This window comes from Microbacterium luteolum (assembly GCF_039533965.1).
GTDB classification, from domain to species: Bacteria; Actinomycetota; Actinomycetes; order Actinomycetales; family Microbacteriaceae; genus Microbacterium; species Microbacterium luteolum.
In genome coordinates this window covers 52,262-78,066 of the sequence record NZ_BAAAUN010000001.1, presented here as the reverse complement: position 1 = coordinate 78,066, position 25,805 = coordinate 52,262, and the positions used below count along the sequence as shown (strand labels likewise).

Below are 25,805 nucleotides of genomic sequence, written 5' to 3'. Positions count from 1 at the left end.
TCAGGCGGCGCCGAGAGCACGATCGACCAGGGCGATCACGTTCTCGGTCCCGCTGCGGGTGCCGACGTTCTCCGCAGCAGCGGCCATCCGATCGATGCGCTCGCGGTCGCCGAGCAGGGGGACGACGATGCGTCGCACCGCGTCGCCGTCGAAGGTCGCGTCGTCGAGCAGCTGCGCGGCTCCCGCCGCCACGGCCGACGCCGCGTTGAGTCGCTGCTCTCCGTTGCCGACCGAGTAGGGAACGTACAGCGCCGGGATACCGAGCGCACTCACCTCGCTCACGGTCGCCGAGCCCGACCGCGACACGATCAGATCCGCGAGGGCGAACGCGAGATCCATGCGGTCGACATACCGCCGCATGGCGTAGCCGGGCACCTCCGGGTCGACCGTTTCGCTGCGCTCACCGGTGACGTGGAGGAGCTGCCATCCTGCGGCGAGGACGTCGCCCCAGGAGTCGGCCATCGCCTCGTTGAGCCGCTGAGCGCCCAGAGAGCCCCCGAAGACGAGAAGGACCGGACGATCGGCGTCGAGTCCGAAATGCGTGGCCGCCTCATCGCGCGCCGCCGCACGATCGAGCGCGATCACCTCGCGGCGCAGCGGCATCCCGACGACTTCGCTGCCGCGGAGCGGAGTGCCGGCGAAGGCCACTCCGACACCGGCGGCCCGACGGGCTCCGAGGACGTTCGCGAGCCCGGGCTTGGCGTTGGCCTCGTGCACGACGAACGGCACGCCTTCGCGCCGTGCGGCGACGTAGGCGGGTGCCGATGCGTAGCCGCCGAAGCCGACGACGACGTCGACGCCATGCGTGCGGATGTGGGCTCGCACCTGGGCGATGGCACGACGGAAGCGGGAGGGGAACGCGGCCGCCTGGCGGTTCGGCCGCCGCGGGAAGGGGACCTTGTCGACGATGAGCAGCTCGTAGCCGCGCTCCGGGACGAGTCGTGACTCCAGCCCTTCGGCGGTTCCGAGGACGAGGACGGATGCCTCGTCGTCACGCTCTCGCAGCGCATCGGCGACGGCGAGCAGGGGGTTCACATGGCCGGCGGTGCCACCGCCGGCGAGGAGGTACGAAGTCACCTCGTGACCCTACCCGCTGCGGCTGAGGGCTTCTCCTCCGCGGGGAGGGTGCGCGCGAACGCGAGCAGCACGCCGCACGCGATCAGCACCGCGAGCAGGGCAGTGCCGCCCTGGGACATGAACGGGAGCGGGACTCCCATGACCGGGAAGACGCCGATCACGACGCCGATGTTCAGGACGGCCTGACCGACGATCCACACCGTGATGCCGCCCGCGGCGACGCGGATGAACGGGTCGTCGGTCTTGCGGATGATGTGGAAGGCGCCGACCGTGAAGAACGTGAACAGGGCCAGCACCACGATGCATCCGATGAGACCCAGCTCCTCTCCGACGATCGCGAAGATGAAGTCGTTGCCGGCCGCCGGAAGCCACCCGTACTTCTCCTGGGAATTGCCGAGCCCGAGTCCGAAGATCCCGCCGGAAGCCATGCCCCAGATGCCGTGGATGGACTGGTAGCAGTCGGTGTAGTAGAGCGACATGTCGTCGCAGGCGGCCGTCATGCGCCGCATCCGGTCCTCGCTCGAGAACGCGTACGCCAGCACGGCGACCACGCCGATGACGACCGGGATGATGAAGAGCCGCAGCTTCACGCCGGAGAAGAACAGGCATCCCAGCAGGATGAGCACGAGCACCATCGCGGTACCGAGGTCCTTGCCCGCCAGCACGGTTCCGATCGCCAGCGCACCGACCGGGATGACCGGGATGAACACGTGGTGCCAGGTGCCGAGCATCGTGCGCTTGCGCAGCAGGACGGCCGCGATCCACAGCGCGAGAGCGAGCTTGAGGAACTCGGACGGCTGGAGCGTGTAGCCGGCGATCATGATCCAGTTCCGGTTTCCGCCGTCGGCGATGCCGAGAGGCGTGAACACGAGCATCTGGAGTGCGACGGCGCCGAAGAGCGCGGGCCAGGCCATCTTCTTCAGGAACGCGATCGGCAGGCGGCTGATCAGGAACATCAGCGGGATGCCGAGCAGGGCGAACACGCCCTGGCGCAGTGCGCCGTCCATCGGGTTCGCACCATCGGCGACCGCGGTCGCGCTGGTGGCGGACAGCACCATCACGAGACCGAAGAGGGTCAGCAGCAGCGCCGTCGACGCGATGAGCAGGAACTCGGTCGACACCGGCGTGAACCGGCGCCCGAGGGAGACCCGGGCTGCGAGTCCGCCGGACTCAGACCGCGGAGGGCGGGATACCTGCGTCATCCGCGCTCCCCCGGTCGATCCAGTCCCGCACCGCCTCGGCGAAGCGATGGCCGCGATCCGCGTAACTGGAGAACTGGTCGAAGGATGCCGCCGCCGGGGCCAGCAGAACCGTGCCCTCGTCGCCGACGATCCCCGCCGCGATCTCCACGACACGGTTCATGACCTGACCAGTCTCGCCAGCATCGACCTCGAACACCGGGACCACGGGCGCGTGTCGTCGGAATGCCGCGACGACGTCACCTCGTTCGACCCCGATCACCACGGCTGCGCGGGCCGTGGATCCGACGTCGGCGACCAGTTCTGCGATGTCGACGCCCTTGAGATCTCCGCCGACGATCCAGACCGCACCGGGGTAGGCGCGCAGCGAGGATGCCGCCGCATGCGGGTTCGTGGCCTTCGAGTCGTCGACCCAGATCACGCCCGAATGCCTGGCGATGACCTGGATGCGATGCGCGTCGAGCTCGAAGCGCTGCAGCGCCGCGTGGATCGACTCCGGTTCCGTGCCCAGCGATCGCGCGAGAGCGCTCGCGGCGAGGATGTTCTGCACGATGTGCGGGGCGGCGAGGCCGGCACGATCGAGATCGGCGATCGTCGTCAGTTCGAGCGCGCTGCGGGAGCGGTCGTCGAGGAAGGCGCGATCGACGACCAGTCCCTCCACGATTCCCAGGTCGCTCGGGCCGGGGATGCCGAGGTCGAAGCCGATGGCGCGCGCCCCCTCGACCACCTCCGCCTCCTCGACCATGCGGCGGGTGGCGGCATCCGCCTTGTTGTAGACGCAGGCGACGCGGGTGTTGCGGTAGACGACCGCCTTGGCGTCGCGGTAGGCCGCGGCGCTCCCGTGCCAGACCAGATGATCATCGGCGAGGTTGAGGCAGACCGCGGCGTAGGGGTACAGCTCGCCCTCGGGACGCGACTGCCCCAGGTACCAGAGCTGGTGACTGGACAGTTCGACGACGAGCACGTCGAATCCCGCCGGATCCCGCACGGCATCGAGGACGGGAACTCCGATGTTGCCGCAGGGCGCGGCTCGGAGGCCGCCCTCCACGAGCAGAGACGCGGTGAGCTGCGTCGTCGTCGTCTTGCCGTTCGTCCCGGTGATGAGCACCCAGTCGGCCGGAGTGCCGTCGCCACGGAGGACCTTGTCGCGCACGCGCCAGGCGAGTTCGATGTCACCCCAGATCGCGATGCCGGCATCCTGCGCCCACCGGATCACCGGGTGCGACGGCGCGAACCCCGGCGAGGCGATCACGACATCGGGAAGGAACTCCACGAGGGCGGCGGGGACCTCGGCGAGGGAACCCAGTTCGAGTCCCGCGCCGATCACGGGGAGCAGCCGCTCGTACTCCTCCTCGGCGGATTCGCTGAGGACGAGGACTTCGGCGCCGAGCTCGGCGAGCGTGTCCGCCACCGAGAATCCCGTCATGGACAGGCCGAGCACCGCCGCGCGGAGCCCGGTCCATTCGGCGTTCCAGCTCGTGAGGGCGCTCAGCCGGTCAGCCGACACGCGTGAGCCATTCCACGTAGAACAGGCCGACGGCCGACACCGCGAGCAGACCCGCGATGATCCACATGCGCACGACGATCGTGATCTCCGACCAACCGCGCATCTCGAGGTGGTGATGGAACGGACTCATCAGGAACAGCCGCTTGCCGCGAGTGATCTTGAAGTAGGTGCGCTGCAGGATCACCGAACCGGAGGCGAGGACGAACACGCCGGCGATCACGAGGAGCAGCAGTTCCGTGCGGGTCAGGATCGCCATCGCGGTGATCACGCCACCGATCGCCATCGATCCGACGTCGCCCATGAAGACCTTGGCCTTGGGGGCGTTCCACCACAGGAAGCCGATGAGGCCCGCCGCGAACGACGCGGAGATGATCGCGAGGTTGAACGGATCGCGCACCTCGTAGCACCCGCCGAGGGCGTCGGGATCCCCGCCGATGCAGGGCTGCTTGAACTGCCAGAACGCGATCAGGCTGTAGGCGCCGACCACGATCACGCCTGCTCCTGCTGCCAGACCGTCGAGGCCGTCCGTCAGGTTCACACTGTTCGAGGTCGCGACGCCGATGATCGAGATCCAGGCGAGGTATAGGATCCAGCCGAGGATGACCCCGAACGCGAACAGATCGAGCCAGGTGAAGTCGCGGAACAGCGAGATCGCCCCGCTGGCAGGGGTCTGCCCGAACTTGTTCGGGAAGTTCAGCGCCACGATGCCGAAGGGGATGATGACCAGCAGCTGGCCGATGATCTTGCGCCATCCGGACAGGCCGAGGCTGCGCTGACTGCGCACCTTCATGTAGTCGTCGATGAAGCCGACGACGCCGAAGCCGACCATCAGCCAGATCACCAGGAGCGCGGAGAGCGCCGGCACCTCGCCGCTGACGAAGACACCGGTGAAGTAGCCGACGATCGAACCGGCGATGAAGATGACCCCGCCCATCGTCGGAGTGCCGCGCTTCGCCTCGTGGCTCGGGTTCTCGACCTCTTCCGGGGTGCGGATGACCTGCCCCCACCCCCACTTCCGGAAGAGCCGGAGGAACACGGGAGTCAGGAACAGGGTGAAGGCGAGCGAGATCGCCGCCGCCATGATGAGAGACCTCACGAGAACAATTCTCCCAGACGATCGCCGAGATGCCGGAGGCCCACGGAATTGGATGACTTCACGAGCACGCGGTCTCCGTCACGGAGCTCGGTGCGCAGATACTCGAACGCCGCGTCCTGGTCGGGCAGATGCACGGCCTCGCTGTCCCAGGACCCCTCACCGACCGCGGCGAGGTAGAGCCGTCTGGCCTCGGGCCCCACGACGACGATCCGCTGGATGTTCAGGCGCACCGCGAGGAGCCCGATCCGATCGTGCTCCTCCCCCGCGCTCTCGCCGAGTTCGCTCATCGCCCCGAGCACCGCGACGGTGCGCTCGTCGGGACCGGTGATCTGCGCGAGCGTGCGCAATGCGGCAGCCATCGAGTCGGGGCTGGCGTTGTAGGCGTCGTTGATGATGCGCACACGATCGCCGCCCAGGGGCTGCATCCGCCAGCGCTCGGCGATCTCCACGGTCTCGAGGCGCGCGACGGCGTCGGCGAGCGGGACTCCGAGCACACCGGCCGCGGCGATCGCGGCCAGCGCGTTCGTGATGTGATGCGCTCCGAGGACCTGCAGGCGCAGCGGCATCCGCTCGCCGGCCGATTCGATCTCGCAGGTGGTACCGGATGCCGTCACCTGGACGTCGTGCGCACGCACGTCCGCCGCCGTGCCCTGTCCGAATCCGACCACGCGCATGCCGCGCGAGCGCGCGAGCTCCTGCATGGCGGAGACGCGGGAATCGTCGACGTTCAGCACGGCGGTTCCGGAGCTCTTCGCCGCAGCCACCAGCTCGGCCTTCGCGGTCGCGGTCGCCTCGATGCCGCCGAAGCCGCCGGCGTGGGCCATGCCCACCATCAGGACGACGGCCACGTCGGGCGTGACGAGACCCGCGAGGTGCGCGATGCTCCCCGGCGCCGCCGCCCCGAACTCGCTCACCAGGAACCGCGTGCCGTGCGTCACGCGCAGCATCGTGACCGGAGCGCCGACCTCGTTGTTGAACGATCGGACGGGCGCGACGGTCTCGCCCTCGTCCTCCAGGATGCGCGCCAGGAAGTTCTTCGTGGTCGTCTTGCCGTTCGAGCCGGTGATGCCGACGATGCGGAGGCCGCCGCCTGCGCGGACACGGGCCACCACCTCCCTGGCGAGGTCGCCGAGTGAGGCGACCGAGTCGGGGACCACGATCTGCGAAACGGGAACGTCCACGACGTGCTCGACGATCGCGAGGACGGCTCCGGCCTCCACCGCAGCGCCGACGAATCGGTGCCCGTCGGTCTCGGCGCCGGGCTTCGCCACGAAGATCGAACCGGGTTCCATCATGCGCGAGTCGGTGTCGACGATGCCGTCGACGACCGTCTCGGCCGTGTCCTCTCGAGCGACGCGCAGTTCACCACCGACAACGGCGGCGATCTCAGCGAGCGTCAGGGCGATCATGTCATCTCCAGGCGCGGCTCTCGCCGGCTATCCGAATTTGGGAAGCAGCTCGTCCATCGGAACAGTGGACGGCATCACGCGATAGGTCTTCATCACCTGGGTCATCGCCTTCTGGAAGGCGGATGCGGTGGCCGCGGACGATACAACCTTAGTCGGCTCGTCGAGGGTCACCACGACCACGTACTGCGGGTCATCGACCGGCGCGAACCCCACCATGCTGGTGTAGTACACACCCTCCTTGTAGCCGCCGTTGCCGTCGGACACCTGCGCCGTACCGGTCTTGCTGGTCACCCGGTACCCGGGGACCTGGATCCGGTCGGCGTTGCCGCCCTGCACGGCGACGTTCTCGAGCATCCGCGTCAGCTGCGCCGCCGTCTGCTCGGTCACGACCTGCTCGTGCGCCGGCGCATCGGGTGTCACGACGGTGCCGTCCGCCCCGGTGCAGGACTCGATCAGCGAGAGGTCGATCTTCTCGCCGCCGTTCGCGATCGCCTGGTAGGCCCCGGCGAGCTGCGGCGAGGTCACGGAGAAGTACTGGCCGAAGGTGGTCGTGTACAGCGACTGGTTGTCCCACTCGCTGACGGGGTGCAGCAGGCCGGCGACCTCGGAGGGGAAGCCGAGCGTCTTCTCGCCGACGCCGAAGCGCTGCAGGTAGTCGTAGCGGACCTCGGGGCTGACCGTGGTGCCGAACTTCGACAGCGCCACGTTCGAGGAGTCGATGAGGGCGCCCGCCAGCGTGTAGTTGAACTCCGGGTGTGTGAAGGAGTCGTTGATCACCGCACCGTTCGGGAACGTCTCACGGGAGGACGCCGACGCGGTGCTCCACGGCGAGAGGCCGGCGCCCTCGATCGCCGCGGCGGCCGTGATGGCCTTGAAGGTGGAGCCGGGCTCGAAGTCTTTGTGGAAGATCTGGCTGTATCGCGTCTCCGGCGTCGAGGAGTCCAGGTCGTTGGGGTCCATCGCGGGCCATTCGGCCGCGGCGCGGATCTTGCCCGTCTTGACCTCGACGACCGTCACCGTGCCGCCCTTCGCGCCCTGGTCCTGCGCCTCTTCGGCGATCATCTGCTGCAGGTACCAGTTGAGGTCACTGTTGATGGTCAGCTGCACGGTCCCGCCGTTCACCGCTTCCACCAGGCGCTCGCTGCCGGGGATGACGATGCCGTCCTTGCCGGTGCGGTAGGACTCCTCGCCGTCGACAGGGGCGAGGCAGCTCTCCTCCATCTCCTCGATGCCGGCCTGTGCTGTGCCGGTGTTGTCGAGGAAGCCGAGGATGTTCCCCGCCACGGCTCCGTTCGGGTAGACCCGGGTCTCCCTGGCCTCGAAGTGCAGGTACTTGAGCTTCAGGTCGCGGAGTTGGATGTACTGCTCGGTGGTCAGCGACTTCTTGAGCGGTGCGTACTGGCTCTCGGAGTCGAGGGCGAGGGCGTCGGCGACGATCGTGCGGACCTCGTCCCCGGTCTGCCCGGTCACCGCGGCGATCTTCTCGGATGCCTCGGCCCACGGCAGGTCCGGATCCTTGTCTTCGAGGAGCATGATCACCTGGGGGCTGAGCTGCGCGTCGTAGACCATCACGCTGGAGGCCAGCACGGTGCCGCCCGCGTCGACGATCGAGCCCCTCTGACCGGGGATGGTCGAGCCTGCACCGAGGTGCGTGAGCGAGTCGGCGACGTGCTCGTCGGCGCTCACGACCTGGATGTCGACGAGGCGCACGACGAAGGTCGCGAGCACCGTCAGGATGACGGCGAGGGCGACGACCGTGCGTCGCCGCGGTCCGCGCGTGGCTCTGGTCGTCATGCGATCTCTCCGTCGGATCAGGGGCGGTCGGGGGAATCAGTGCGTGGTGGGGCTCGGGAGCCCGTCGGTGATCGAAGGAGGGAGCTCCTGCGTCGTCTGATCGGTGGTCGAGTCCTCCGTGACTGGCGCGTCCACGGGTGGTGACGTGACCAGGACGTTGCCGACGGCGCCGGAACCCTGCGGATCGACGGTCGAATTCCAATCCGCGCCCGTGCCGGTGCCGAAGACGGCCCCGTCGCTCAGGCGGAGATAGGACGGCGATCCGGCGACCACCATCCCGAGGCCGGCTGCACCGGACGCGAGCACCTGCGGGGAGCTCAGACCGGTCAGCTCCTCCTGCAGGGCATGGGTCCGCAGGTTCAGCTCGTTCTGCTGGGAGGACAGCGCGGCCAGGGCGAACGAGTCCTGCGTGATCGCCAGCGACAGCGCGATCTGCGCGGCACCGATGGCCAGCGCGCCGCCGAGGGCGATCAGTGCGTAGGCCAGCTTGGGCTTGCGCCGCACGGCCGGACGGGTGACGGGCTGCAGGCGCCGCTGCGGTGCGCGTGCCGGTTCGATCGGCAGCGCCGACTGGCGGACCGTGGCGTTCAGGCTCATGCGCTCTCCCGCAGCTTCTCGGCGGCGCGGAGTCGCACCGGGATCGCGCGCGGATTGCGCGCGCGCTCGTCGTCGTCCGCGAGTTCGGCACCCTTGGTGAGGATGCGGAACCGCGGGGCGTGTTCGGGGAGCTCCACCGGAAGTCCGGCGGGTGCGGTCGAGGCGGAGGCGGCCGCGAACGCCTGCTTCACGAGGCGGTCCTCCAGCGACTGATACGACATCACGACGATGCGCCCTCCGACGCTCAGGGCGTCCATGGCCGAGGGAATCGCGTCGGCGAGCACGTTCAGCTCGGTGTTGACCTCGATGCGCAGCGCCTGGAAGACGCGCTTCGCCGGGTGTCCGGCGCGCTGAGCGGCCGCCGGGGTCGCGGCCTGGAGGATCTCGACCAGCTCACCCGAACGGGTGATCGGCTGCTTCTGGCGGGCCTCGATGATGAAGCGCGCGTAGCGGCCGGCGAGCTTCTCCTCGCCGTAGCGCTCGAAGATGCGGCGGAGGTTGCCCTCGCTGTACGTCGCGATGACGTCGGCGGCGGTGATCCCGTTGGTCTGATCCATCCGCATGTCGAGCGGGGCGTCCTTGGAGTAGGCGAAGCCTCGCTCCGCCTCGTCGAGCTGGAGCGAGGAGACGCCGAGATCGAAGAGGATGCCGGCCGCGCCCTGAGCGTGGAGCCCGATCTCGTCGTACACGGTGTGCACGAGGGTGACGCGATCGCGGAAGCGGGCGAGCCGCTCCCCCGCGATGCGCAGCGCATCCGTGTCGCGGTCGAGGCCGATGAGGCGGATGCGGGGGAAGCGCTCGAGCAGTGCTTCGGAGTGGCCGCCCATGCCGAGCGTGGCGTCGACGAGCACCGCTCCGTCCGCCTGGAGGGCGGGGGCGAGCAGCTCGACGCAGCGGTCGAGCAGGACGGGGGTGTGTATGTCGCGGAGGTTCATGATCTTTCTCGGGGTGACCTTCGGCTCTGATCCCCCTCCGCTTCGCGACCCGGCACCGGGGAAGTGTGTCGGGGCGGGAGCGGCGGGGCATCACAGCCGTGGTCAGAAGAGTCCCGGAATCACCTCCTGCTCGAGATCGGAGTAGGTCTCCTCACCGGCGGCGAGGTAGGCGTTCCAGCTCTCGGCATCCCAGATCTCGGCGTGGGCGCCGACTCCGGTGACGATGAGTTCCTTCTGCAGTCCTGCGTACTGGCGCAGGTGGACGGGGATGGTGATGCGGTTCTGGCTGTCGGGCATCTCCGCACTCGCACCGGAGAGGAACAGACGCATGAAGTCACGCGCCTGCTTGTTGGCGAGCGGCGCCTGGCGGATCCGCTCGTGCATCGCCTCGAACTCGGCCGTGCTGAAGACGTAGAGGCAGCGTTCCTGGCCACGCGTGACGACGATGCCGCCGCCGAGGTCCTCGCGGAACTTCGCAGGAAGGATGACCCGTCCTTTGTCGTCCAGTTTCGGAGAATGCGTTCCCAGCAACATCGGCCATCACCCCCTCTGCGTCCGGCCAACTTGAGGTGCGCCCCACTTTACTCCACTTTCCTCCACAAACCTACGATGGATCCCCCAGTATTCCGCGTGGCCATCGACACGCGTGCCTGAGATCCCCGGAATTCCGCGGTGGAGCGCGGTGGAGGGCACGTGGAGGAACGGTGGAGGACCGGTGGAGCGGAATCACGCCTCGCGGCATCGCGCACACGTCCGCAGACGCAGAAAAGCCCGGATGCTCAGCATCCGGGCTTCAGAGTGGGTGGGGCGGGATCAGCGTCCGTCTTGGCGGCGATCCCAGCGATCGTTCATGCGATCCATGAAGGAGGCCGAACTCGGCTGCTTCGTGGCGGATCGCTCACGGGGTGCGGCCGGGGTCGTGCGGCGCACCGGGGTCACGGCGACCATGACTCCGGCGAGCATCGCTGCGAAGCCGATGACACCGACGACGATTCCCCAGACGTCACCGATGATGACGCCGGCGACGAGGCCGCCCACACCGGCGAGGAGCAGGAGAGCACCGTAGACGAGGTTGCGATAGCTCAATGTGCGGTCGCCTGACGGCGCGCTCACGACATCGGCGTCGTTGTGGAGGAGATGGCGTTCCATCTCGTCGAGCAGACGCTGCTCCTGTTCGGAGAGTGGCATTTCGTCCCCCTCGGGTATTGTGCCTTCCATTCTACGCGCGAGGAGGCGTCCGAGGCTAGCCGATCGCCCCCTCCTTGCTTTACGTATGCTGGGAGTCGTGCCGTCCCCCTCCTCCGTACCCGACGCCGTCGCCGCTCGCCTGGACCGCTTCCTCGCGCTGATGCGCACCGAAGCCCTCGAGTACGGCCCGGAGGCGGCGGGGTTCCTCGATGCCGCCGCCCGGACCCTCGTCGGCGGGAAGCGGCTTCGTGCCCGTTTCTGCCACGCCGGTTGGCGAGCCGTCGCCCGATTCCGGGACCGCGACGCCGCGGAGGCCGACGCCCTCTGGGACACGTGCGCCGCCCTGGAGATCTTCCAGTCAGCCGCGCTCGTCCACGACGATCTGATCGACAACTCCGACACGCGTCGCGGTCGGCCCGCTGCCCACAGGGCGCTGGAGGCTTCGCACCGCGAAGCCGGGTGGGCGGGTGACGCCGAGCCCTTCGGCCGCGCCTCCGCCGTGCTGCTCGGGGACCTCCTCGTCGCCTGGAGCGACGACCTGCTCGAATCCGCCTTGGAGGGACACCCCCACGCCCGGACCGTGCGGAGGGAGTATGCCCGGATGCGTCGCGATGTCACGACGGGGCAGTACCTCGACATCGCGGAGGAATCGGCCTGGAGCGTGAACGACGGAGGACTGCACGCCGAGCGCGCGCTGCGCGTGGTCTCGCTCAAGTCGGCCCGCTACAGCATCGAGCAGCCCCTCGCGCTCGGCGGAGCACTCGCCGGCGCCGAGCAGGATCAGATGGCGGCGCTGCGGAGCTTCGGACACCCCGTCGGCATGGCCTTCCAGCTGCGCGACGACATCCTCGGCGTCTACGGCGATTCCTCCGTCACCGGCAAGCCCGCGGGCGACGACCTGCGGGAGGGGAAGCGGACCGTCCTCGTCGCGCTCACCAGGGAGGCCCTGGATTCCTCGGCGCGGAACCTCCTCGACGAGATGCTCGGCGACCCGGAGCTCTCCGCGCAGCAGGTGTCGTTCCTGCAGGCGACGATCGCGGATTCCGGAGCGCTGGAGCGCGTCGAGACGATGATCTCCGACTACGCCCGTGAAGCCGATCGCGCACTCTCGGGTGCACGCCTGGACAACGCGGCGGTCGGCGAACTGCGCGATCTCGCTCGCGCGGCCACCGTGCGGTCGGCCTGAGGCTGCCCGCCCCTCAGGCCAGCGTGCGAGCGAGTCGGCGGACCGCGCTCTTGTGCCCGGCGAGGAGGGCGGCGATCGGCGACCGGCCGAGGCTCTCCTCTTCCTCCAGGAGCCAGTCGATCAGCTCGTCGTCGGTGAAGCCCGCGTCCTGCAGCACGATGATGGTCCCGCGCAGGGAGCTCAGCGGATTCCCGTCGACGATGAAGATCGAGGGAACCGCGAACACGCCGCTGCGTCGCGAGCCGACGAGGTAGTGGTCGTCGATCAGGCGACGGACACGGCCGAGCGGCTCGTCCAGCACCTCGACGAGGTCGGGCATGGTCAGCCACTCGACGGCAGGGGTTTCCACAACGTTCTCAGACACGTTGCCCACTATCTCACCTCCCATCCGTTGCCGCATGTCGGCACTCCAGTCACATCCTTCACTTGTCTCACTTCTGTTGACTTCTGTTTACATCCGTGTCAGCGTGAAGTGCTCGAAAAGGGGGACCCTTGAGACAGAACACCGCCACGCGTCGCACGCGATATCTTCAGCTCGGCTTGCCCGCCGCCGTGATCGGCGCACTGGCAGGAACCCTGGTCGCCGCGCCGGCGGAAGCCGCCTCAGCGCCCAGCACCGTGGAGCGCCAGCGCTTCACTCCGCTCGGGCTCGTTCCCGCCGAAGCGCCACCCGCCGCGTACGTGGTACAGCCCGGCGACACGGTCGCGGCGATCGCCGAACGGTTCGGGCTCCCGACGGTCGACGTGCTGACCTGGAACGGCCTCTCCTGGCGTTCGGTCATCTACCCCGGGCAGACGCTGATCCTGCAGGCTCCGGCCGTTGCCGCCGCCGCCCCCGCCGCTGTGGAAGCCGTGGCGCCCGCGGCGACGATCCACACCGTCGTCGCCGGCGACACCGTGTACGCGATCGCGGCGCAGTACGGCACCACGGTCGACGCGGTCCTCGCCGCGAACGGACTGACGCGCGACTCCGTCATCTATCCGGGCCAGGCTCTCGCCGTCTCCGGCGGTGCCGCTCCTGCCGCTGCGGCACCGGCCGCTGTCCCGGTGACGACGACGGCGACCGCGACGCACGTCGTGGTCGCCGGTGACACCGTCTTCGGGATCGCTCAGGCCTACGGCACGACGACGCAGGCGCTGTTCGCGCTGAACGGCCTCGACGCGTCCTCGATCATCTACCCGGGACAGACGATCGCGGTGCAGGGAGCACCCGCACCCGCACCCGCCGCCGCGGTCGCTGCTCCGGAGACGACCGCCCTCACGGATGAGCAGGCAGCGAACGCCGCTCTGATCATCCGCATCGGACGAGAGCTCGGCGTCTCGGACCGGGCCGTCGCCATCGCCCTCGCGACCGGCATGGTCGAATCGGGGCTGCGCAATCTCGACTGGGGCGACCGCGACTCGCTCGGAATCTTCCAGCAGCGCCCGAGCACCGGTTGGGGCTCCCCCGAGCAGATCATGGACGCGGACCGCAGCACCCGGGTGTTCTACGGAGGGTCGAACGACCCCAACGGCCTCACGACGCGCGGCCTCCTCGACATCCCCGGATGGGAGAGCATGACGTTCACGGATGCCGCCCAGGCCGTGCAGATCTCGGCGTATCCGGACAAGTACGGCCAGTGGGAAGCGCAGGCCTACGCCTGGCTCGCCCTGCATGGTTGAGCCGCGTTCGGAAAACCCACAGCCCCCAGGGGTGAGCCGTTCCCCTGTCTTTCAGGCAGTTCTCCATAGAATTCTGACGTGACGACCAATCATCAGGCCGACCCCCTCATCGGGCGGCTTGTCGACGGCCGCTACCGCGTACGGGCGCGCATCGCCCGCGGCGGGATGGCCACGGTCTACGTCGCGACGGACCTCCGCCTCGAACGACGCATCGCTCTCAAGGTGATGCACGCGCACCTCAGCGACGACTCCGCCTTCCAGAGCCGCTTCATCCAGGAGGCGCGGGCCGCCGCCCGACTCGCCGATCCGCACGTGGTGAACGTGTTCGACCAGGGTCAGGACGGCGAACTCGCCTACCTCGTGATGGAGTACCTGCCGGGCATCACTCTCCGTGAGCTGCTGCGCGAGCAGAAGCGCCTGACGATCCCGCAGACGATCACGATCATGGACGCGATCCTCGCCGGGCTCTCCGCCGCGCACCGCGCCGGGATCGTGCACCGCGATGTGAAGCCGGAGAACGTGCTCCTCGCGGAGGACGGGCGGATCAAGATCGGGGACTTCGGCCTCGCCAGGGCGACGACGGCGAACACCGCGACCGGGCAGCAGCTGCTCGGCACGATCGCCTACCTGGCCCCGGAGCTCGTGACCCGCGGCACCGCCGACGCCCGGAGCGACATCTATGCGCTCGGCATCATGCTCTACGAGATGCTGGTCGGCGAGCAGCCGTACAAGGGCGAGCAGCCGATGCAGATCGCCTTCCAGCACGCCACCGAGTCGGTCCCTCGTCCGAGCGTGCGCAATCCTGCCGTTCCCGAGCCGCTCGACGAGCTCGTCCTCTGGGCGACCGAGAAGTCGCCGGACGAGCGTCCCGACGACGCGCAGCAGATGCTCGACCGCCTGCGCGAGATCGAGCGCGAGCTCGGTATCGCTCCGGCCGTCGCAGCCGCGACGATGTCGCAGCGCAGCCAGGGCGACTCGGGCGACCTGACCAAGGTGATGCCCGGAACGATGGTCATCGCCGACCCGACGGCGCCGGTGCCCGCGCCCATCGACAATGCGACGGTCCTGCGTCGTCGTGCATCGCGTCGACGAGCGCGCGGCGCGTTCCTGCTGACCCTCGTGCTGCTCCTCGCGGTCCTCGCGGGCGGAGTCGGCTGGTGGTTCGGCTCGGGTCCGGGGTCGCTGATCGCCGTGCCCGACGTCGCGGGGTCGACGTACGACCAGGCCGCCGAGGCGCTCACCGCCGAGGGACTCACGCCCGTGCGCGGGGAGGAGTACTCGGTCGACGTCGCGAAGGATCTGGCGATCCGCACCGACCCGCAGGCGGGTGACCGGCTGGAGAAGAACGGCGAGGTGACCGTGCTGATCTCGCTCGGTCCCCAGCCCCACACGATCGAGACGCTCAACGGCAAGACCGAGGACGACGCACGCGCCTATCTGGACGGACTGAACGTCACGGTCCCCGATGAGACGCTGGAGCTGTTCTCGGATGCCGACGAGGGCATCGTCATCAACGCATACGTGACGCCGCGCGGCGGAGGAGACACCTACGACTGCGGCGAGGGGTGCGATCTCTTCGAGGCGGACTCCGTCGAGCTCTACGTGTCGCTCGGGTCTCTGCCCGACGTCGCGGACACGTCGGTCCAGCAGGCGACCCAGGCATTGACCGACAAGGGCCTGAACGTCCTCGACGAACGCGTCGACCAGTACAGCGACACGATCGCCGAGGGCCGGGTCATCGGCTACGCGGAGCGCACCGAGTCCGGAAACTGGCGCCCCGGCGACGATGTGCGACTGATCGTCTCCCTGGGGCCCGAGCCCATCGAGATCCCTGACGTGTCCGGCATCTCGATCCGCGATGCCGTGAAGCAGCTGCAGGACGCCGGGTTCAAGCCGGTCACCGCAGCACCGGAACTCGTCTGGGACATCTTCACCGCGACGCGCACGGATCCGAAGGCCGGAGAGTCCCGCGTGCGCGGGAGCGAGGTGCGCGTGTTCGCCGCCGGTTGACCGGCGACGCGAAGGACGCACGCCTGACGCAGAGAACCCGCCCTCCCGATCATCGGGGGGCGGGTTCTCTCGTTCGAGGGATCAGCGCGTGCTCAGCGCTTCTCGAGCTCCTCGGCGACGAGGAACGCGAGCTCGAGCGACTGCATGTGGTTCAGACGCGGGTCGCACAGGCTCTCGTAACGCGTGGCGAGTGCCGCCTCGTCGATCTGCTCGGAACCTCCGAGGCATTCGGTGACATCGTCTCCGGTGAGCTCCACGTGGATGCCGCCGGGGAACGTGCCGACAGCGCGGTGCGCCTCGAAGAAGCCGCGCACCTCGTCGACCACGTCGTCGAAGCGACGCGTCTTGTAGCCGGTCGGCGTCGTGATGCCGTTGCCGTGCATCGGGTCGGTCACCCACAGCGGTTGCGCGCCGGAGTCGCGAACGGCCTCCAGCAGCGGCGGAAGCGCGTCGCGGATCTTGCCCGCGCCCATCCGCGTGATGAACGTCAGGCGGCCGGGCTCGCGCTCGGGGTCGAGCTTGTCGATCAGCGCAAGGGCGGTGTCCGGCGAGGTCGTCGGGCCGAGCTTCACACCGATGGGATTGCGGATCTTCGAGAAGTAGTCGACGTGCGCGCCGTCGAGATCGCGCGTGCGCTCACCGATCCACAGGAAGTGCGCCGAGGTGTTGTACGGCGTGTCCGTGCGGGAGTCGATGCGCGTCATCGGCCGCTCGTAGTCCATCAGCAGGCCCTCGTGGCCGGTGAAGAACTCGACGCGCTTCAGTTCGTCGAAGTCGGCGCCGGCCGCCTCCATGAACTTGATGGCGCGGTCGATCTCGGCGGCCATGCGCTCGTAGCGCTGGTTGGCAGGGTTCTGCGCGAAGCCCTTGTTCCACGAGTGCACCTCGCGGAGGTCGGCGAAACCACCCTGCGTGAAGGCGCGGATGAGGTTCAGCGTGGAGACCGCCGTGTGGTATCCCTGCAGCAGCCGACCGGGATCGGCCAGGCGGGAGCCCTCGGTGAAGTCGTAGCCGTTGACGATGTCGCCGCGGTACGCGGGAAGAGTGACGTCGCCACGGGTCTCGGAGTCGCTGGAGCGCGGCTTGGCGAACTGCCCCGCCATGCGCCCCATCTTGACGATGGGCATCGAGGCGCCGTACGTGAGCACGACGGCCATCTGCAGCACCGTCTTGATGCGGTTGCGGATCTGCTCGGCGGTCGCGCCGGCGAAGGTCTCGGCGCAGTCGCCACCCTGGAGCAGGAACGCCTTCCCGGATGCTGCGCGCGCGAGGCGATCGCGGAGGTTGTCGACCTCACCCGCGAAGACCAGCGGCGGGAGAGCCGCGATCTGTCGGGAGACGTCGGCGACGCGGTCCGCGTCGGGCCACTGCGGCTGCTGCTTGATGGGAAGCGAGCGCCATGCATCAAGGGCGTCGATGTGGTGCGGGAGCATGCCTCAAGCCTAGTGGTCGGCGTGCACCCGAGACGCTCTACGAGCCCTCTGTGACGCGGGAGGGAAGCCGGTCCTTCACGGTCGACGCGTAGACGTCCTCGTACTCCTGCTGGCCGAGGCGGTGCAGGGCCACCATGATCTCGTCGGTGACGGAGCGCAGGATGTACCGGTCGTTCTCCATTCCGGCGTAGCGGGAGAAGTCGAGCGGTTCGCCGATGACGATGCCGACGCGCATGATGCGGGGCAGCCGCTGCCCGATCGGCATGGCCGTGTCGGTGTCGACCATGATGACCGGGACGACGGGGACCTTGGCCTCGAGCGCCATCCTGGCGATGCCGGTGCGCCCGCGGTAGAGCTTTCCGTCGGGGCTGCGCGTTCCCTCGGGGTAGATGCCGAGCAGGTCTCCGCCGCCGAGCACCTGCAGCCCGGTGTTCAGAGAGGCCTCAGAAGCCTTGCCCCCTGACCGGTCGATCGGAATCTGACCCGTGGCCTTCATGAAGAACTTCGTCGCGAAGCCCTTCAGGCCGCGACCGGTGAAGTAGTCGCTCTTCGCGAGGAACGACATCGGACGATCGATGACCAGCGGCAGGAAGATGGAATCCGCGAAGGAGAGGTGGTTGCTGGCGAGGATCGCCGCGCCGTTCGCGGGCACGTTCTTGCGACCCACGATCCAGGGGCGGAATATCGCCTTGACCACGGGGCCGATCACGACGTACTTCATCAGCCAGTAGAACATCGAGGTGAAGTCTAGCGCCGCGTCCGGCATCCGCTTCGGTGTTCTTCGGTCGGGTGCCGCGATCGCGACTCAGTTCCACGAGACGTGCGACGGGGTGTCATGCCCTAGACTCAAGACCACACACGTGCCCGACCGGTACCGAAGGAGCTGCCGTGGTCCAGTTTGAAGTCCCCGCGATCGTCCCCGCCGACCCCGACGCAAACGTCTCGGACCTCTTGTTCAAGCGCGTCCAGGCCACACCCGACCGTGCGCTGTTCTCGGTGCCCGAGGGCGAAGGCTGGCGCGACATCTCCGCCGCCGACTTCCAGACGGCCGTGATCGCCCTGGCGAAGGGATTCGCCGCGACCGGAATCCAGCCGGGCGAGAAGGTCGGGTTCCTCGCACGTACGACGTACGAGTGGACGCTCGTCGACTTCGCGCTCTTCTACGCCGGCGCCGTGATGGTACCGATCTACGAGACCAGCTCCCCCTCCCAGATCCAGTGGATCCTCGAGGACTCCGGAGCGATCGCCCTCGTCGTCGAGTCGCCCGAGCACTTCGCCCGCGTCGACGAGGTCCGCGGGGACCTTCCGCTGATCCGCGAGGTCTGGCAGCTGCACCTCGGCGCGATCGACACACTGACCGCCCAGGGCTCGTCGATCACGGATGACGAGATCGAGCGTCGCCGCAACCTGGCCGTCGGGTCCGACATCGCCACCCTCATCTACACCTCGGGCTCGACCGGACGCCCGAAGGGCTGCGTGCTCACGCACAGCAACTTCGTCGAGCTCACACGCAACTCCGCGAAGGCACTCGACGCGGTCGTGCAGACGCCGGGCGCCTCGACCCTCCTGTTCATCACGACGGCCCACGTCTTCGCGCGGTTCATCTCGATCCTCGACATTCACGCCGGCGTGCGCACGGGCCACCAGCCCGACACCCGCCAACTGCTCCCGGCGCTCGGCTCGTTCAAGCCGACCTTCCTCCTCGCCGTCCCGCGCGTGTTCGAGAAGGTCTACAACTCCGCCGAGCAGAAGGCCGAGGCCGGCGGCAAGGGCAAGATCTTCCGCGCAGCCGCCGACGTCGCCATCGAGCACTCGAAGCTGCTCGAGGAGGGCAAGAAGATCCCCTTCGGGATGAAGCTCAAGTTCGCGCTGTTCAACAAGCTCGTGTACAGCAAGCTGCGCACGGCGATGGGCGGGAACGTGGTCTACGCCGTGTCGGGTTCCGCTCCCCTGGGCCCGCGCCTCGGCCACTTCTTCCACAGCTTCGGCGTCGTGATCCTCGAGGGCTACGGCCTGACAGAGACGACCGCACCCGCCACCGTCAACCTGGCCGACAAGTCGAAGATCGGCACGGTCGGCCCGGCCCTCCCTGGCGTCGGCGTACGTCTCGGCGAGGACGGCGAGATCGAGGTCCGCGGCATCAACGTATTCAAGGAGTACTGGAACAACCCCGAGGCCACGGCCGAGGCGTTCAGCGAGGGCGGCTGGTTCCGTACCGGCGACATCGGCAGCTTCGACTCCGAGGGCTTCCTCACGATCACCGGTCGCAAGAAGGAGATCATCGTCACGGCCGGAGGCAAGAACGTCGCTCCTGCCGCGCTCGAGGACCCGATCCGCGCGAATCCGATCATCGGCCAGGTCGTCGTCGTCGGCGACCAGCGTCCGTTCATCTCGGCATTGGTCACCCTCGACCCAGAGATGCTGCCGACGTGGCTGGCGAACAACGGACTCGACGCCAAGATGTCGCTCGTGGACGCCTCCCGGAACGATGCGGTCCGCGCCGAGGTTCAGCGCGCCGTCGACGGTGCGAACGCGCGCGTGTCGCGCGCCGAGTCGATCCGCAAGTTCACGATCCTCGATTCGGAATGGACCGAGGCCTCGGGCCACCTGACGCCGAAGCTCTCGATCAAGCGCAACGTCATCATGAGCGATTTCGCCGACGAGATCTCCGCGATCTACGACGAGCCGGTCTCGACGACCAACGTGGCGATCGGCGGCTGACGCCGCGGGTCGAGCCACCCCCTTCGATACGAACGGCCCCCTTGCGCACGTGCGCAAGGGGGCCGTTCGATCAGAAAGGGGCCGCTCGGCGAGCCCCCGAATGCGAGCGTCAGAACCAGGCGCTCTCGCGCACCTCGCGCATCGCCTGCTTGCGGGTCTCCGGGTCGAGCCGCGACAGGAACAGCTTGCCGTCGAGGTGATCCGTCTCGTGCTGGAGCGCCTGTGCGAGGAGGCCGTCGCCCTCGAGCACCACGGGGTTCCCGTCGAGGTCGGTCCCCTCGACGCGCGCCCACGGGTGCCGCTGCGCATCGTGCCAGAGCCCGGGGACCGAGAGGCAGCCCTCGCCGGTCGGTGCGGGCTCGCCACGCACCTCGGTGAGCACAGGGTTGAGCACGTACCCGATGTCGCCGTCGATGTTGTAGCTGAAGGCGCGCAGCGCCACGCCGATCTGCGGAGCGGCCACACCCGCTCGTCCGGGCAGCTCGACCGTCTCGACGAGGTCGGCCACCAGTGCGCGCACGCCCTCGTCGATGTCCTCGATCGGGGCGCACACGGTGCGGAGGACGGGGTCGCCGAAGATGCGGATGTCGCGGACGGCCATCAGGCGCCCTTCGCCCGCAGGTCCTCGACCAGGAGCGCGGCGAGTCGGCGCGCGGCGACCCGTGTCTCAGGCAGGAGGTTGGCGAACACGATGGTCCCTCCCCCGGCGATCTGCGGGTCGTACGGCATCCGGACCACGCTCTTGGCACGGGTGGCGAAGTGGCTGTGCAGCTCGTTCAACCGCACGAGGGGCGCGCCAGGCGTCGACTGGTTCAGCACCACGATCGCCTCGCGCGCCTGCTCCGCGTAGCCGTTCGTCTCGAGCCAGGTGAGGGTCTCCGAGGCGAGCCGTGCCTCATCGACGCTCAGCCCCGACACGATGACGATCTGATCGGCGAGATCGAGGGTCGCCGACATCACGGAGTGCACGATGCCCGTCCCGGTGTCGGTCAGCACCAGCGAGTAGTAGTGCGCCGCCACGCCGGCGACATCCCGGTAGTCGCTGTCGCTGAAAGCCTCGGCGATGCGCGGGTCGGAGTCGGAGGCGAGCACGTCGAGGCGCGTGGCATCGCGCGCCACGATGGCAGAGATGTCGTGGTACCCCCGGACGTCTTCGTGGATCCGGACGAGGTCGCGCACCGACTTGTTGTGGGCCGGCCGGACGATGCGCTCGGCCAGAGTCCCGCGATCGGGATTGGCATCGACGGCGATCACTCGGTCGTCGCGCGCGTCGGCCAACGCCATGCCGAGAAGGGCGGTGATCGTCGTCTTGCCGACGCCGCCCTTGCGGGACAGCACCGGAACGAACCGCGCGCCCCCGGTGAGAGGTGCGGCGATACGAGCGCTGAGCGCCTTCCGCTCGCGGGCCCTCCGGCCGTCGCCGATGTTGATGCGACGTCCGGACACGGTGTAGAGGAAGTGGCTCCACGCCCCCTCGGGCTCGGGCTTGGTGATGCGATGCGGGTCGAGCAGGCGATCGGCTGTGAGCAGATCAGCGGACTCTCTCGAGGAATCACCCAGGTCGTCCAGGCGCTTCGAGGTCAGCGTCACGTCCGCTCGGGCGGCCGCGCGCGTGGGCTGCGGAACGACGGACTTCTCGTCGGGACTGGACACGGCTGCGCTCTCCTTCACGGCGGGGATTCCCGCGGCGGCGGCTGCGACCGGAGCCGCATCGGAATCGGCGGTCGCCCTCGCCAGGAATCGGGCGGCGACGGCAGCCTCTTCGGCGTGCGTCGGGGCGGGATCCGGCACGTCCGCGACGGGGGCCGGCTCGGGTTCGGGCTCGGGCTCGGGTTCGGGCTCGGGCTCGGGCTCGGGCTCAGGCTCCGGCTCCGGCTCCGGCTCCGGCTCCGGCTCAGGCTCAGGCTCAGGCTCAGGCTCAGGCTCAGGCTCAGGCTCAGGCTCAGGCTCAGGCTCAGGCTCAGGCTCAGGCTCAGGCTCAGACTCAGACTCATCGTTGATCGTCGCCGATTCGGGCTCGTCGTCGATCGGCTCGTCGTCGATCGGCTCCAGCTCGGCTTCGTGGACGATCTCCTCGGGCGAGACCGTCTCCCCCGCAGGCGCGACGGCCACGGGCTCGTCGATGACGATGGGTCCGATGAAGATGCCGGGAACGTCCTTCGGTGACGGGTCCGCCTTAGCGGGCTCGTCGACCGCCGGAGACGGAGACTTCAGCACGGCCGGTGTCACGGGTGCGGAGACGGCCTTCGGTGCAGGTGCGAGCTGGGGGGCCGCCACGACGGCCAGGTCATCGATGACCAGGTCGCCGACGACCTCTCCGTCGACGACGCCCTCGTCATCGAGATCGTCGTCATCGTCCTTCGGCAACGTCACGCTCACCTGGGCTGTCCCGCCGAGGATGCCGATGACGGCCGTGTCCACGGACGCGGCGTCATCGAGCACCCCCAGCGGGTTCTCTTCAGGGTCTTTGCTGTTCTTCGGGGTCACGATGTCACTCCAAGCCTGCGCGGGCCTCGGGTGCGCACACAGTGCGCGGCCCTCGCCCGCACAAGATTAGTGCGCGGGACGGATGACGACCAAAAGATCTCCGGCATCGACCTGCTGCGTCTCGCCGATCGCGTGACGCTCGATCACTCCGTCGACGGGCGCGGTGATGGCGGCTTCCATCTTCATCGCCTCGATCGATGCGATCGGATCACCCGCCCGGACGGCGGCGCCGACCTCGGCCTTCAGCGTCACGACACCCGAGAAGGGTGCGGCGACCTGACCGGGAACGGAGGTGTCCGCCTTCTCGACCTGGTGCGCTTCCACCGCGACGGATCTGTCGCGCACGAAGACCGGCCGGAGCTGCCCGTTGAGGGTCGTCATCACGGTGCGCATGCCCTTGTCGTCGGCGTCGCCGATGGCCTCGAGCCCGATGAAGAGTTGCACACCGCGATCGATCTCGATGCGGTGCTCCTGGCCCTGCACGAGACCGAAGAGGTAGTCGCTCGTGTCGAGCACGGAGAGGTCGCCGAAGAGCTCGCGCCGTTCGAGGTACTCCTTGGTCGGCGCGGGGAACAGCAGCGCGTTGAGCCGCGCGCGGCGCTCCGCACTGGTTCCCGCGAGCGCCGCCTCGTCGTCCGCAGAGATCTCCGTGAGTCCGAGGCGCACCGAGCGCCCGGCGAGGACCTTCGTGCGGAACGGCTCCGGCCATCCGCCCGGAAGATCGCCGAGTTCACCCGCCATGAATCCGACGACCGAGTCCGGCACGTCGTACTTCTCCGGGTTGGCCTCGAAGTCCGCAGGGTCCGCCTTCACGGCGGCCAGATGCAGGGCGAGGTCGCCGACGACCTTCGATGAAGGCGTCACCTTCGGCACGCGACCGAGAATGCGGTCGGCGGCGGCGTACATGTCCTCGATGAGCTCGAAGTCGTTCGCAAGGCCCAGAGCCTTCGCCTGCTGCCGGAGGTTCGACAGCTGACCGCCGGGAATCTCATGGTGGTAGACGCGCCCCGTGGGTCCGGGAAGCCCCGACTCGAACGGCGCGTACTGCCGGCGGACCGCCTCCCAGTACGGCTCGAGATCGGACACCGCGTCGAGCGCGATGCCGCTGTCGCGATCGGTGTGCGCGAGCGCGGCGACGAGCGACGACAGCGACGGCTGGCTCGTGGTGCCCGACAGCGGTGCCGACGCGGCATCCACGGCATCCACTCCGACGGCACTCGCCGCGAGCAGCGTCGCGAGCTGGCCACCCGGCGTGTCATGCGTGTGCAGGTGCACCGGGAGGTCGAAGCGCTCACGCAGCGCAGCGACGAGCTTCGCCGCGGCCGCAGGCCGCAGGAGCCCCGCCATGTCCTTGATCGCGATGATGTGCGCGCCGGCGGCCACGATCTGGTCGGCGAGCCCGAGGTAGTAGTCGAGCGTGTAGAGGTTCTCGGCCGGGTCGAGCAGGTCTCCGGTGTAGCAGAGTGCCACCTCGGCGACCGCCGTGCCGGTGTTCCGCACCGCCTCGATCGCCGGGCGCATCTGCTCCACGTCGTTGAGGGCGTCGAAGATCCGGAAGATGTCGACACCACTCGCAGCCGCCTCGGCGACGAAAGCCTCGGTGACCGCCGTCGGGTACGGCGTGTAGCCGACCGTGTTGCGTCCGCGGAGCAGCATCTGGATCGCGACATTCGGCAGCGCGGCACGGAGCTTGTCGAGACGCTCCCACGGGTCCTCCCCGAGGAAGCGCAGCGCGACGTCGTAGGTCGCCCCGCCCCACGCCTCGACGGACAGCAGTTCCGGAGTCAGTCTCGCCAGGTACGGAGCCGCCGCGACGAGGTCCTTCGTGCGGACACGCGTGGCCAGCAGAGACTGGTGGGCATCACGGAAGGTGGTGTCGGTGATCGCCAGCGCGGTCTGCTCACGCAGGCTCCGCGCGAAGCCCTCGGGACCGAGCTCGAGCAGGCGCTGACGCGAGCCCGCCACCGGCTCGGCGGAGAGGTCGACGGCAGGGAGCTTCGAGACAGGGTCGACGACGCCGGGGTGCGCGCCGTGGGGCTTGTTGACGGTGACGTCGACCAGCCAGTTCAGCAGCCGCGTGCCGCGGTCCTTCGAGGCGCGACCGCGCAGCAGCTCGGGGCGCTCGTCGATGAAGGAGGTGCTGACGTCTCCGGCGATGAAGGCGTCGTCGTCGAGCAGAGCCTGCAGGAAGGGGATGTTCGTCGAGACGCCGCGGATGCGGAACTCCGCCAGGGCGCGCCGGGCGCGGGCGACCGCAGCCGGGAAGTCGCGACCGCGGCAGGTCAGCTTCGCCAGCATCGAGTCGAAGTGGGGGCTGATCTGCGCTCCCTGATGCACCGTGCCGCCGTCGAGGCGGATGCCGGCGCCGCCGGGCGAGCGGTACGTCGTGATCTTGCCGGTGTCGGGGCGGAAGCCCTGGGTGGGGTCCTCCGTGGTGATGCGGCACTGCAGGGCGGCGCCGCGCAGCTGCAGGTTCTGCTGCTGCAGTCCCAGCTCCGCGAGAGTCTGACCTGCGGCGATCCGCATCTGGCTCTGCACGAGGTCGACGTCGGTGACCTCCTCGGTCACGGTGTGCTCGACCTGGATGCGCGGGTTCATCTCGATGAAGACGACCTCGCCGGTGCGCTCCCCCGCCGTCTCCAGCAGGAATTCCACGGTGCCGGCGTTCTCGTAGCCGATCGAGCGGGCGAACGCGACCGCGTAGCCGTGGAGGGCTGTGCGGATGCCGTCGTCCAGGTTCGGCGCAGGAGCGATCTCGACCACCTTCTGGTGGCGCCGCTGCACCGAGCAGTCGCGTTCGAACAGGTGCACGGTCTCGCCGGTCTTGTCGGCGAGGATCTGCACCTCGATGTGCCGAGGGCGCACCACCGCCTGCTCCAGGAACATCCGCGCGTCGCCGAAGGCGCTGGCCGCCTCACGCATCGCCTCGGCCAGAGCCGGTGCGAGGTCGCCTGCCGTCTCGACGCGGCGCATGCCGCGTCCGCCGCCGCCGGCCACCGCCTTGGCGAAGAGCGGGAAGCCGATGTCCTCGGCCTGGGCGACGAGCGCCTCGACGTCGTCGGACGCCTCGGTCGACCGCAGCACCGGCACGCCGGCCTCGATCGCGTGACGCTTCGCCTCGACCTTGTTGCCCGCCATCTCGAGCACCTTGGCCGGGGGCCCGATGAACACGATGCCGTTGGCCGCGGCCTTCTCCGCGAGTTCCGGGTTCTCCGAGAGGAAGCCGTAGCCCGGGTAGATCGCATCCGCGCCCGCCTCCAGGGCGACGCGGATGATCTCGTCGACGTTCAGGTACGCGCGGACGGGGTGACCGCGTTCGCCGATCTCGTAGGCTTCGTCAGCCTTGAGCCGGTGGACGGATCCGCGGTCCTCATGCGGGAAGACCGCGACGGTGCGCGCCCCCACCTCGTACGCCGCTCGGAAGGCCCGGATCGCGATCTCGCCGCGGTTGGCCACAAGGATCTTCTGGAACATGCACACCTCTGAGAGCTCGATGCACGGCGT

Annotated in this window: 20 protein-coding genes; 4 read left to right on the top strand and 16 right to left on the bottom strand. The window is 68.9% G+C overall.

Annotated elements, in window-relative coordinates; all coding sequences use genetic code 11:
• The 10 genes from ABD648_RS00385 to ABD648_RS00340 form a co-directional block, all read right to left on the bottom strand.
• Positions 1-1,077, bottom strand: coding sequence for a UDP-N-acetylglucosamine--N-acetylmuramyl-(pentapeptide) pyrophosphoryl-undecaprenol N-acetylglucosamine transferase (locus ABD648_RS00385; RefSeq protein WP_282216776.1), 1,077 nt, complete (start codon positions 1,075-1,077; stop codon positions 1-3).
• Entirely contained in the window at positions 1,074-2,279 is a 1,206-nt protein-coding gene (gene ftsW, locus ABD648_RS00380; RefSeq protein ID WP_282216775.1) for a putative lipid II flippase FtsW, read from the bottom strand. The genes ABD648_RS00385 and ftsW overlap by 4 nt, the downstream gene beginning before the upstream one ends.
• Entirely contained in the window at positions 2,248-3,783 is a 1,536-nt protein-coding gene (gene murD / locus ABD648_RS00375) for a UDP-N-acetylmuramoyl-L-alanine--D-glutamate ligase (RefSeq protein ID WP_282216774.1), read from the bottom strand. The genes ftsW and murD overlap by 32 nt, the downstream gene beginning before the upstream one ends.
• The gene (gene mraY / locus ABD648_RS00370) at positions 3,773-4,879 is read right to left on the bottom strand and encodes a phospho-N-acetylmuramoyl-pentapeptide-transferase (RefSeq protein WP_282216773.1); all 1,107 of its coding nucleotides are present in this window, start codon (positions 4,877-4,879) and stop codon (positions 3,773-3,775) included. Before mraY ends, murD begins: the two co-directional genes overlap by 11 nt.
• Positions 4,876-6,288 carry a UDP-N-acetylmuramoyl-tripeptide--D-alanyl-D-alanine ligase gene (locus ABD648_RS00365; RefSeq protein WP_282216772.1) on the bottom strand — a complete coding sequence of 471 codons (1,413 nt, stop codon included), beginning with the start codon at positions 6,286-6,288 and terminating at the stop codon, positions 4,876-4,878. The genes mraY and ABD648_RS00365 overlap by 4 nt, the downstream gene beginning before the upstream one ends.
• 27 nt (positions 6,289-6,315) lie before the next feature.
• Complete coding sequence (locus ABD648_RS00360; protein WP_282216771.1) at positions 6,316-8,082, bottom strand: peptidoglycan D,D-transpeptidase FtsI family protein; 1,767 nt, start codon at positions 8,080-8,082, stop codon at positions 6,316-6,318.
• Positions 8,083-8,118: 36 nt separating this feature from the next.
• Complete coding sequence (gene ftsL / locus ABD648_RS00355) at positions 8,119-8,679, bottom strand: cell division protein FtsL (RefSeq protein ID WP_282216770.1); 561 nt, start codon at positions 8,677-8,679, stop codon at positions 8,119-8,121.
• Entirely contained in the window at positions 8,676-9,614 is a 939-nt protein-coding gene (gene rsmH / locus ABD648_RS00350; protein WP_282216769.1) for a 16S rRNA (cytosine(1402)-N(4))-methyltransferase RsmH, read from the bottom strand. Before rsmH ends, ftsL begins: the two co-directional genes overlap by 4 nt.
• Before the next feature lie 102 nt (positions 9,615-9,716).
• Positions 9,717-10,148, bottom strand: coding sequence for a division/cell wall cluster transcriptional repressor MraZ (mraZ, locus tag ABD648_RS00345; RefSeq protein WP_028501511.1), 432 nt, complete (start codon positions 10,146-10,148; stop codon positions 9,717-9,719).
• 279 nt (positions 10,149-10,427) lie between these two features.
• Positions 10,428-10,802 carry a DUF3040 domain-containing protein gene (locus tag ABD648_RS00340; protein ID WP_282216768.1) on the bottom strand — a complete coding sequence of 125 codons (375 nt, stop codon included), beginning with the start codon at positions 10,800-10,802 and terminating at the stop codon, positions 10,428-10,430.
• A gap of 85 nt (positions 10,803-10,887) precedes the next feature.
• Here ABD648_RS00340 and ABD648_RS00335 point away from each other — a divergent pair, with 85 nt between their 5' ends.
• Positions 10,888-11,988, top strand: coding sequence for a polyprenyl synthetase family protein (locus tag ABD648_RS00335; RefSeq protein ID WP_282216767.1), 1,101 nt, complete (start codon positions 10,888-10,890; stop codon positions 11,986-11,988).
• Positions 11,989-12,001: 13 nt separating this feature from the next.
• Here the strand turns inward: ABD648_RS00335 and ABD648_RS00330 are convergent, their stop codons facing one another.
• Positions 12,002-12,376, bottom strand: coding sequence for an Rv2175c family DNA-binding protein (locus ABD648_RS00330; protein ID WP_282216766.1), 375 nt, complete (start codon positions 12,374-12,376; stop codon positions 12,002-12,004).
• A 104-nt stretch (positions 12,377-12,480) separates the two neighbouring features.
• On the opposite strand from ABD648_RS00330, the gene ABD648_RS00325 reads away from it, so the two are divergent.
• Together ABD648_RS00325 and pknB are read left to right on the top strand one after the other, a co-directional pair.
• Complete coding sequence (locus tag ABD648_RS00325; RefSeq protein ID WP_282216765.1) at positions 12,481-13,650, top strand: LysM peptidoglycan-binding domain-containing protein; 1,170 nt, start codon at positions 12,481-12,483, stop codon at positions 13,648-13,650.
• A gap of 78 nt (positions 13,651-13,728) precedes the next feature.
• Positions 13,729-15,660, top strand: a complete 1,932-nt coding sequence (gene pknB, locus ABD648_RS00320; RefSeq protein WP_282216764.1) for a Stk1 family PASTA domain-containing Ser/Thr kinase — start codon at positions 13,729-13,731, stop codon at positions 15,658-15,660.
• A 92-nt stretch (positions 15,661-15,752) separates the two neighbouring features.
• On the opposite strand, the gene ABD648_RS00315 is transcribed toward pknB, so the two are convergent.
• Positions 15,753-17,093, bottom strand: a complete 1,341-nt coding sequence (locus tag ABD648_RS00315; protein ID WP_282216763.1) for a class II 3-deoxy-7-phosphoheptulonate synthase — start codon at positions 17,091-17,093, stop codon at positions 15,753-15,755.
• Positions 17,094-17,130: 37 nt separating this feature from the next.
• Positions 17,131-17,829 (bottom strand): lysophospholipid acyltransferase family protein, encoded by a 699-nt coding sequence (locus tag ABD648_RS00310; protein ID WP_282216762.1) that lies wholly within the window; start codon positions 17,827-17,829, stop codon positions 17,131-17,133.
• Between the two features lie 152 nt (positions 17,830-17,981).
• Here ABD648_RS00310 and ABD648_RS00305 point away from each other — a divergent pair, with 152 nt between their 5' ends.
• Positions 17,982-19,814, top strand: coding sequence for an AMP-dependent synthetase/ligase (locus ABD648_RS00305; RefSeq protein ID WP_282216761.1), 1,833 nt, complete (start codon positions 17,982-17,984; stop codon positions 19,812-19,814).
• A 109-nt stretch (positions 19,815-19,923) separates the two neighbouring features.
• Here the strand turns inward: ABD648_RS00305 and def are convergent, their stop codons facing one another.
• The 3 genes from def to ABD648_RS00290 form a co-directional block, all read right to left on the bottom strand.
• A complete protein-coding gene (gene def, locus ABD648_RS00300) occupies positions 19,924-20,415 on the bottom strand; it encodes a peptide deformylase (protein ID WP_282216760.1) in 492 nt (163 codons plus the stop codon).
• On the bottom strand, positions 20,415-22,301 hold the full coding sequence (locus tag ABD648_RS00295; protein ID WP_282216759.1) for a MinD/ParA family ATP-binding protein: 1,887 nt from the start codon (positions 22,299-22,301) through the stop codon (positions 20,415-20,417). The genes def and ABD648_RS00295 overlap by 1 nt, the downstream gene beginning before the upstream one ends.
• Positions 22,302-22,367: 66 nt before the next feature.
• Positions 22,368-25,775 (bottom strand): pyruvate carboxylase, encoded by a 3,408-nt coding sequence (locus tag ABD648_RS00290; protein WP_282216758.1) that lies wholly within the window; start codon positions 25,773-25,775, stop codon positions 22,368-22,370.
• Between the last annotated feature and the right edge of the window lie 30 nt (positions 25,776-25,805).

Excerpts from the sequence above, each read along its gene's own strand:
- ftsW (WP_282216775.1), bottom strand. The coding sequence starts at position 2,279 with ATGACGCAGGTATCCCGCCCTCCGCGGTCTGAGTCCGGCGGACTCGCA.
- ABD648_RS00365 (WP_282216772.1), bottom strand. The coding sequence starts at position 6,288 with ATGATCGCCCTGACGCTCGCTGAGATCGCCGCCGTTGTCGGTGGTGAA.
- ABD648_RS00360 (WP_282216771.1), bottom strand. The coding sequence starts at position 8,082 with ATGACGACCAGAGCCACGCGCGGACCGCGGCGACGCACGGTCGTCGCC.
- ftsL (WP_282216770.1), bottom strand. The coding sequence starts at position 8,679 with ATGAGCCTGAACGCCACGGTCCGCCAGTCGGCGCTGCCGATCGAACCG.
- rsmH (WP_282216769.1), bottom strand. The coding sequence starts at position 9,614 with ATGAACCTCCGCGACATACACACCCCCGTCCTGCTCGACCGCTGCGTC.
- mraZ (WP_028501511.1), bottom strand. The coding sequence starts at position 10,148 with ATGTTGCTGGGAACGCATTCTCCGAAACTGGACGACAAAGGACGGGTC.
- ABD648_RS00340 (WP_282216768.1), bottom strand. The coding sequence starts at position 10,802 with ATGCCACTCTCCGAACAGGAGCAGCGTCTGCTCGACGAGATGGAACGC.
- ABD648_RS00335 (WP_282216767.1), top strand. The coding sequence starts at position 10,888 with ATGCTGGGAGTCGTGCCGTCCCCCTCCTCCGTACCCGACGCCGTCGCC.
- ABD648_RS00330 (WP_282216766.1), bottom strand. The coding sequence starts at position 12,376 with ATGGGAGGTGAGATAGTGGGCAACGTGTCTGAGAACGTTGTGGAAACC.
- ABD648_RS00315 (WP_282216763.1), bottom strand. The coding sequence starts at position 17,093 with ATGCTCCCGCACCACATCGACGCCCTTGATGCATGGCGCTCGCTTCCC.
- ABD648_RS00310 (WP_282216762.1), bottom strand. The coding sequence starts at position 17,829 with ATGTTCTACTGGCTGATGAAGTACGTCGTGATCGGCCCCGTGGTCAAG.
- def (WP_282216760.1), bottom strand. The coding sequence starts at position 20,415 with ATGGCCGTCCGCGACATCCGCATCTTCGGCGACCCCGTCCTCCGCACC.
- ABD648_RS00290 (WP_282216758.1), bottom strand. The coding sequence starts at position 25,775 with ATGTTCCAGAAGATCCTTGTGGCCAACCGCGGCGAGATCGCGATCCGG.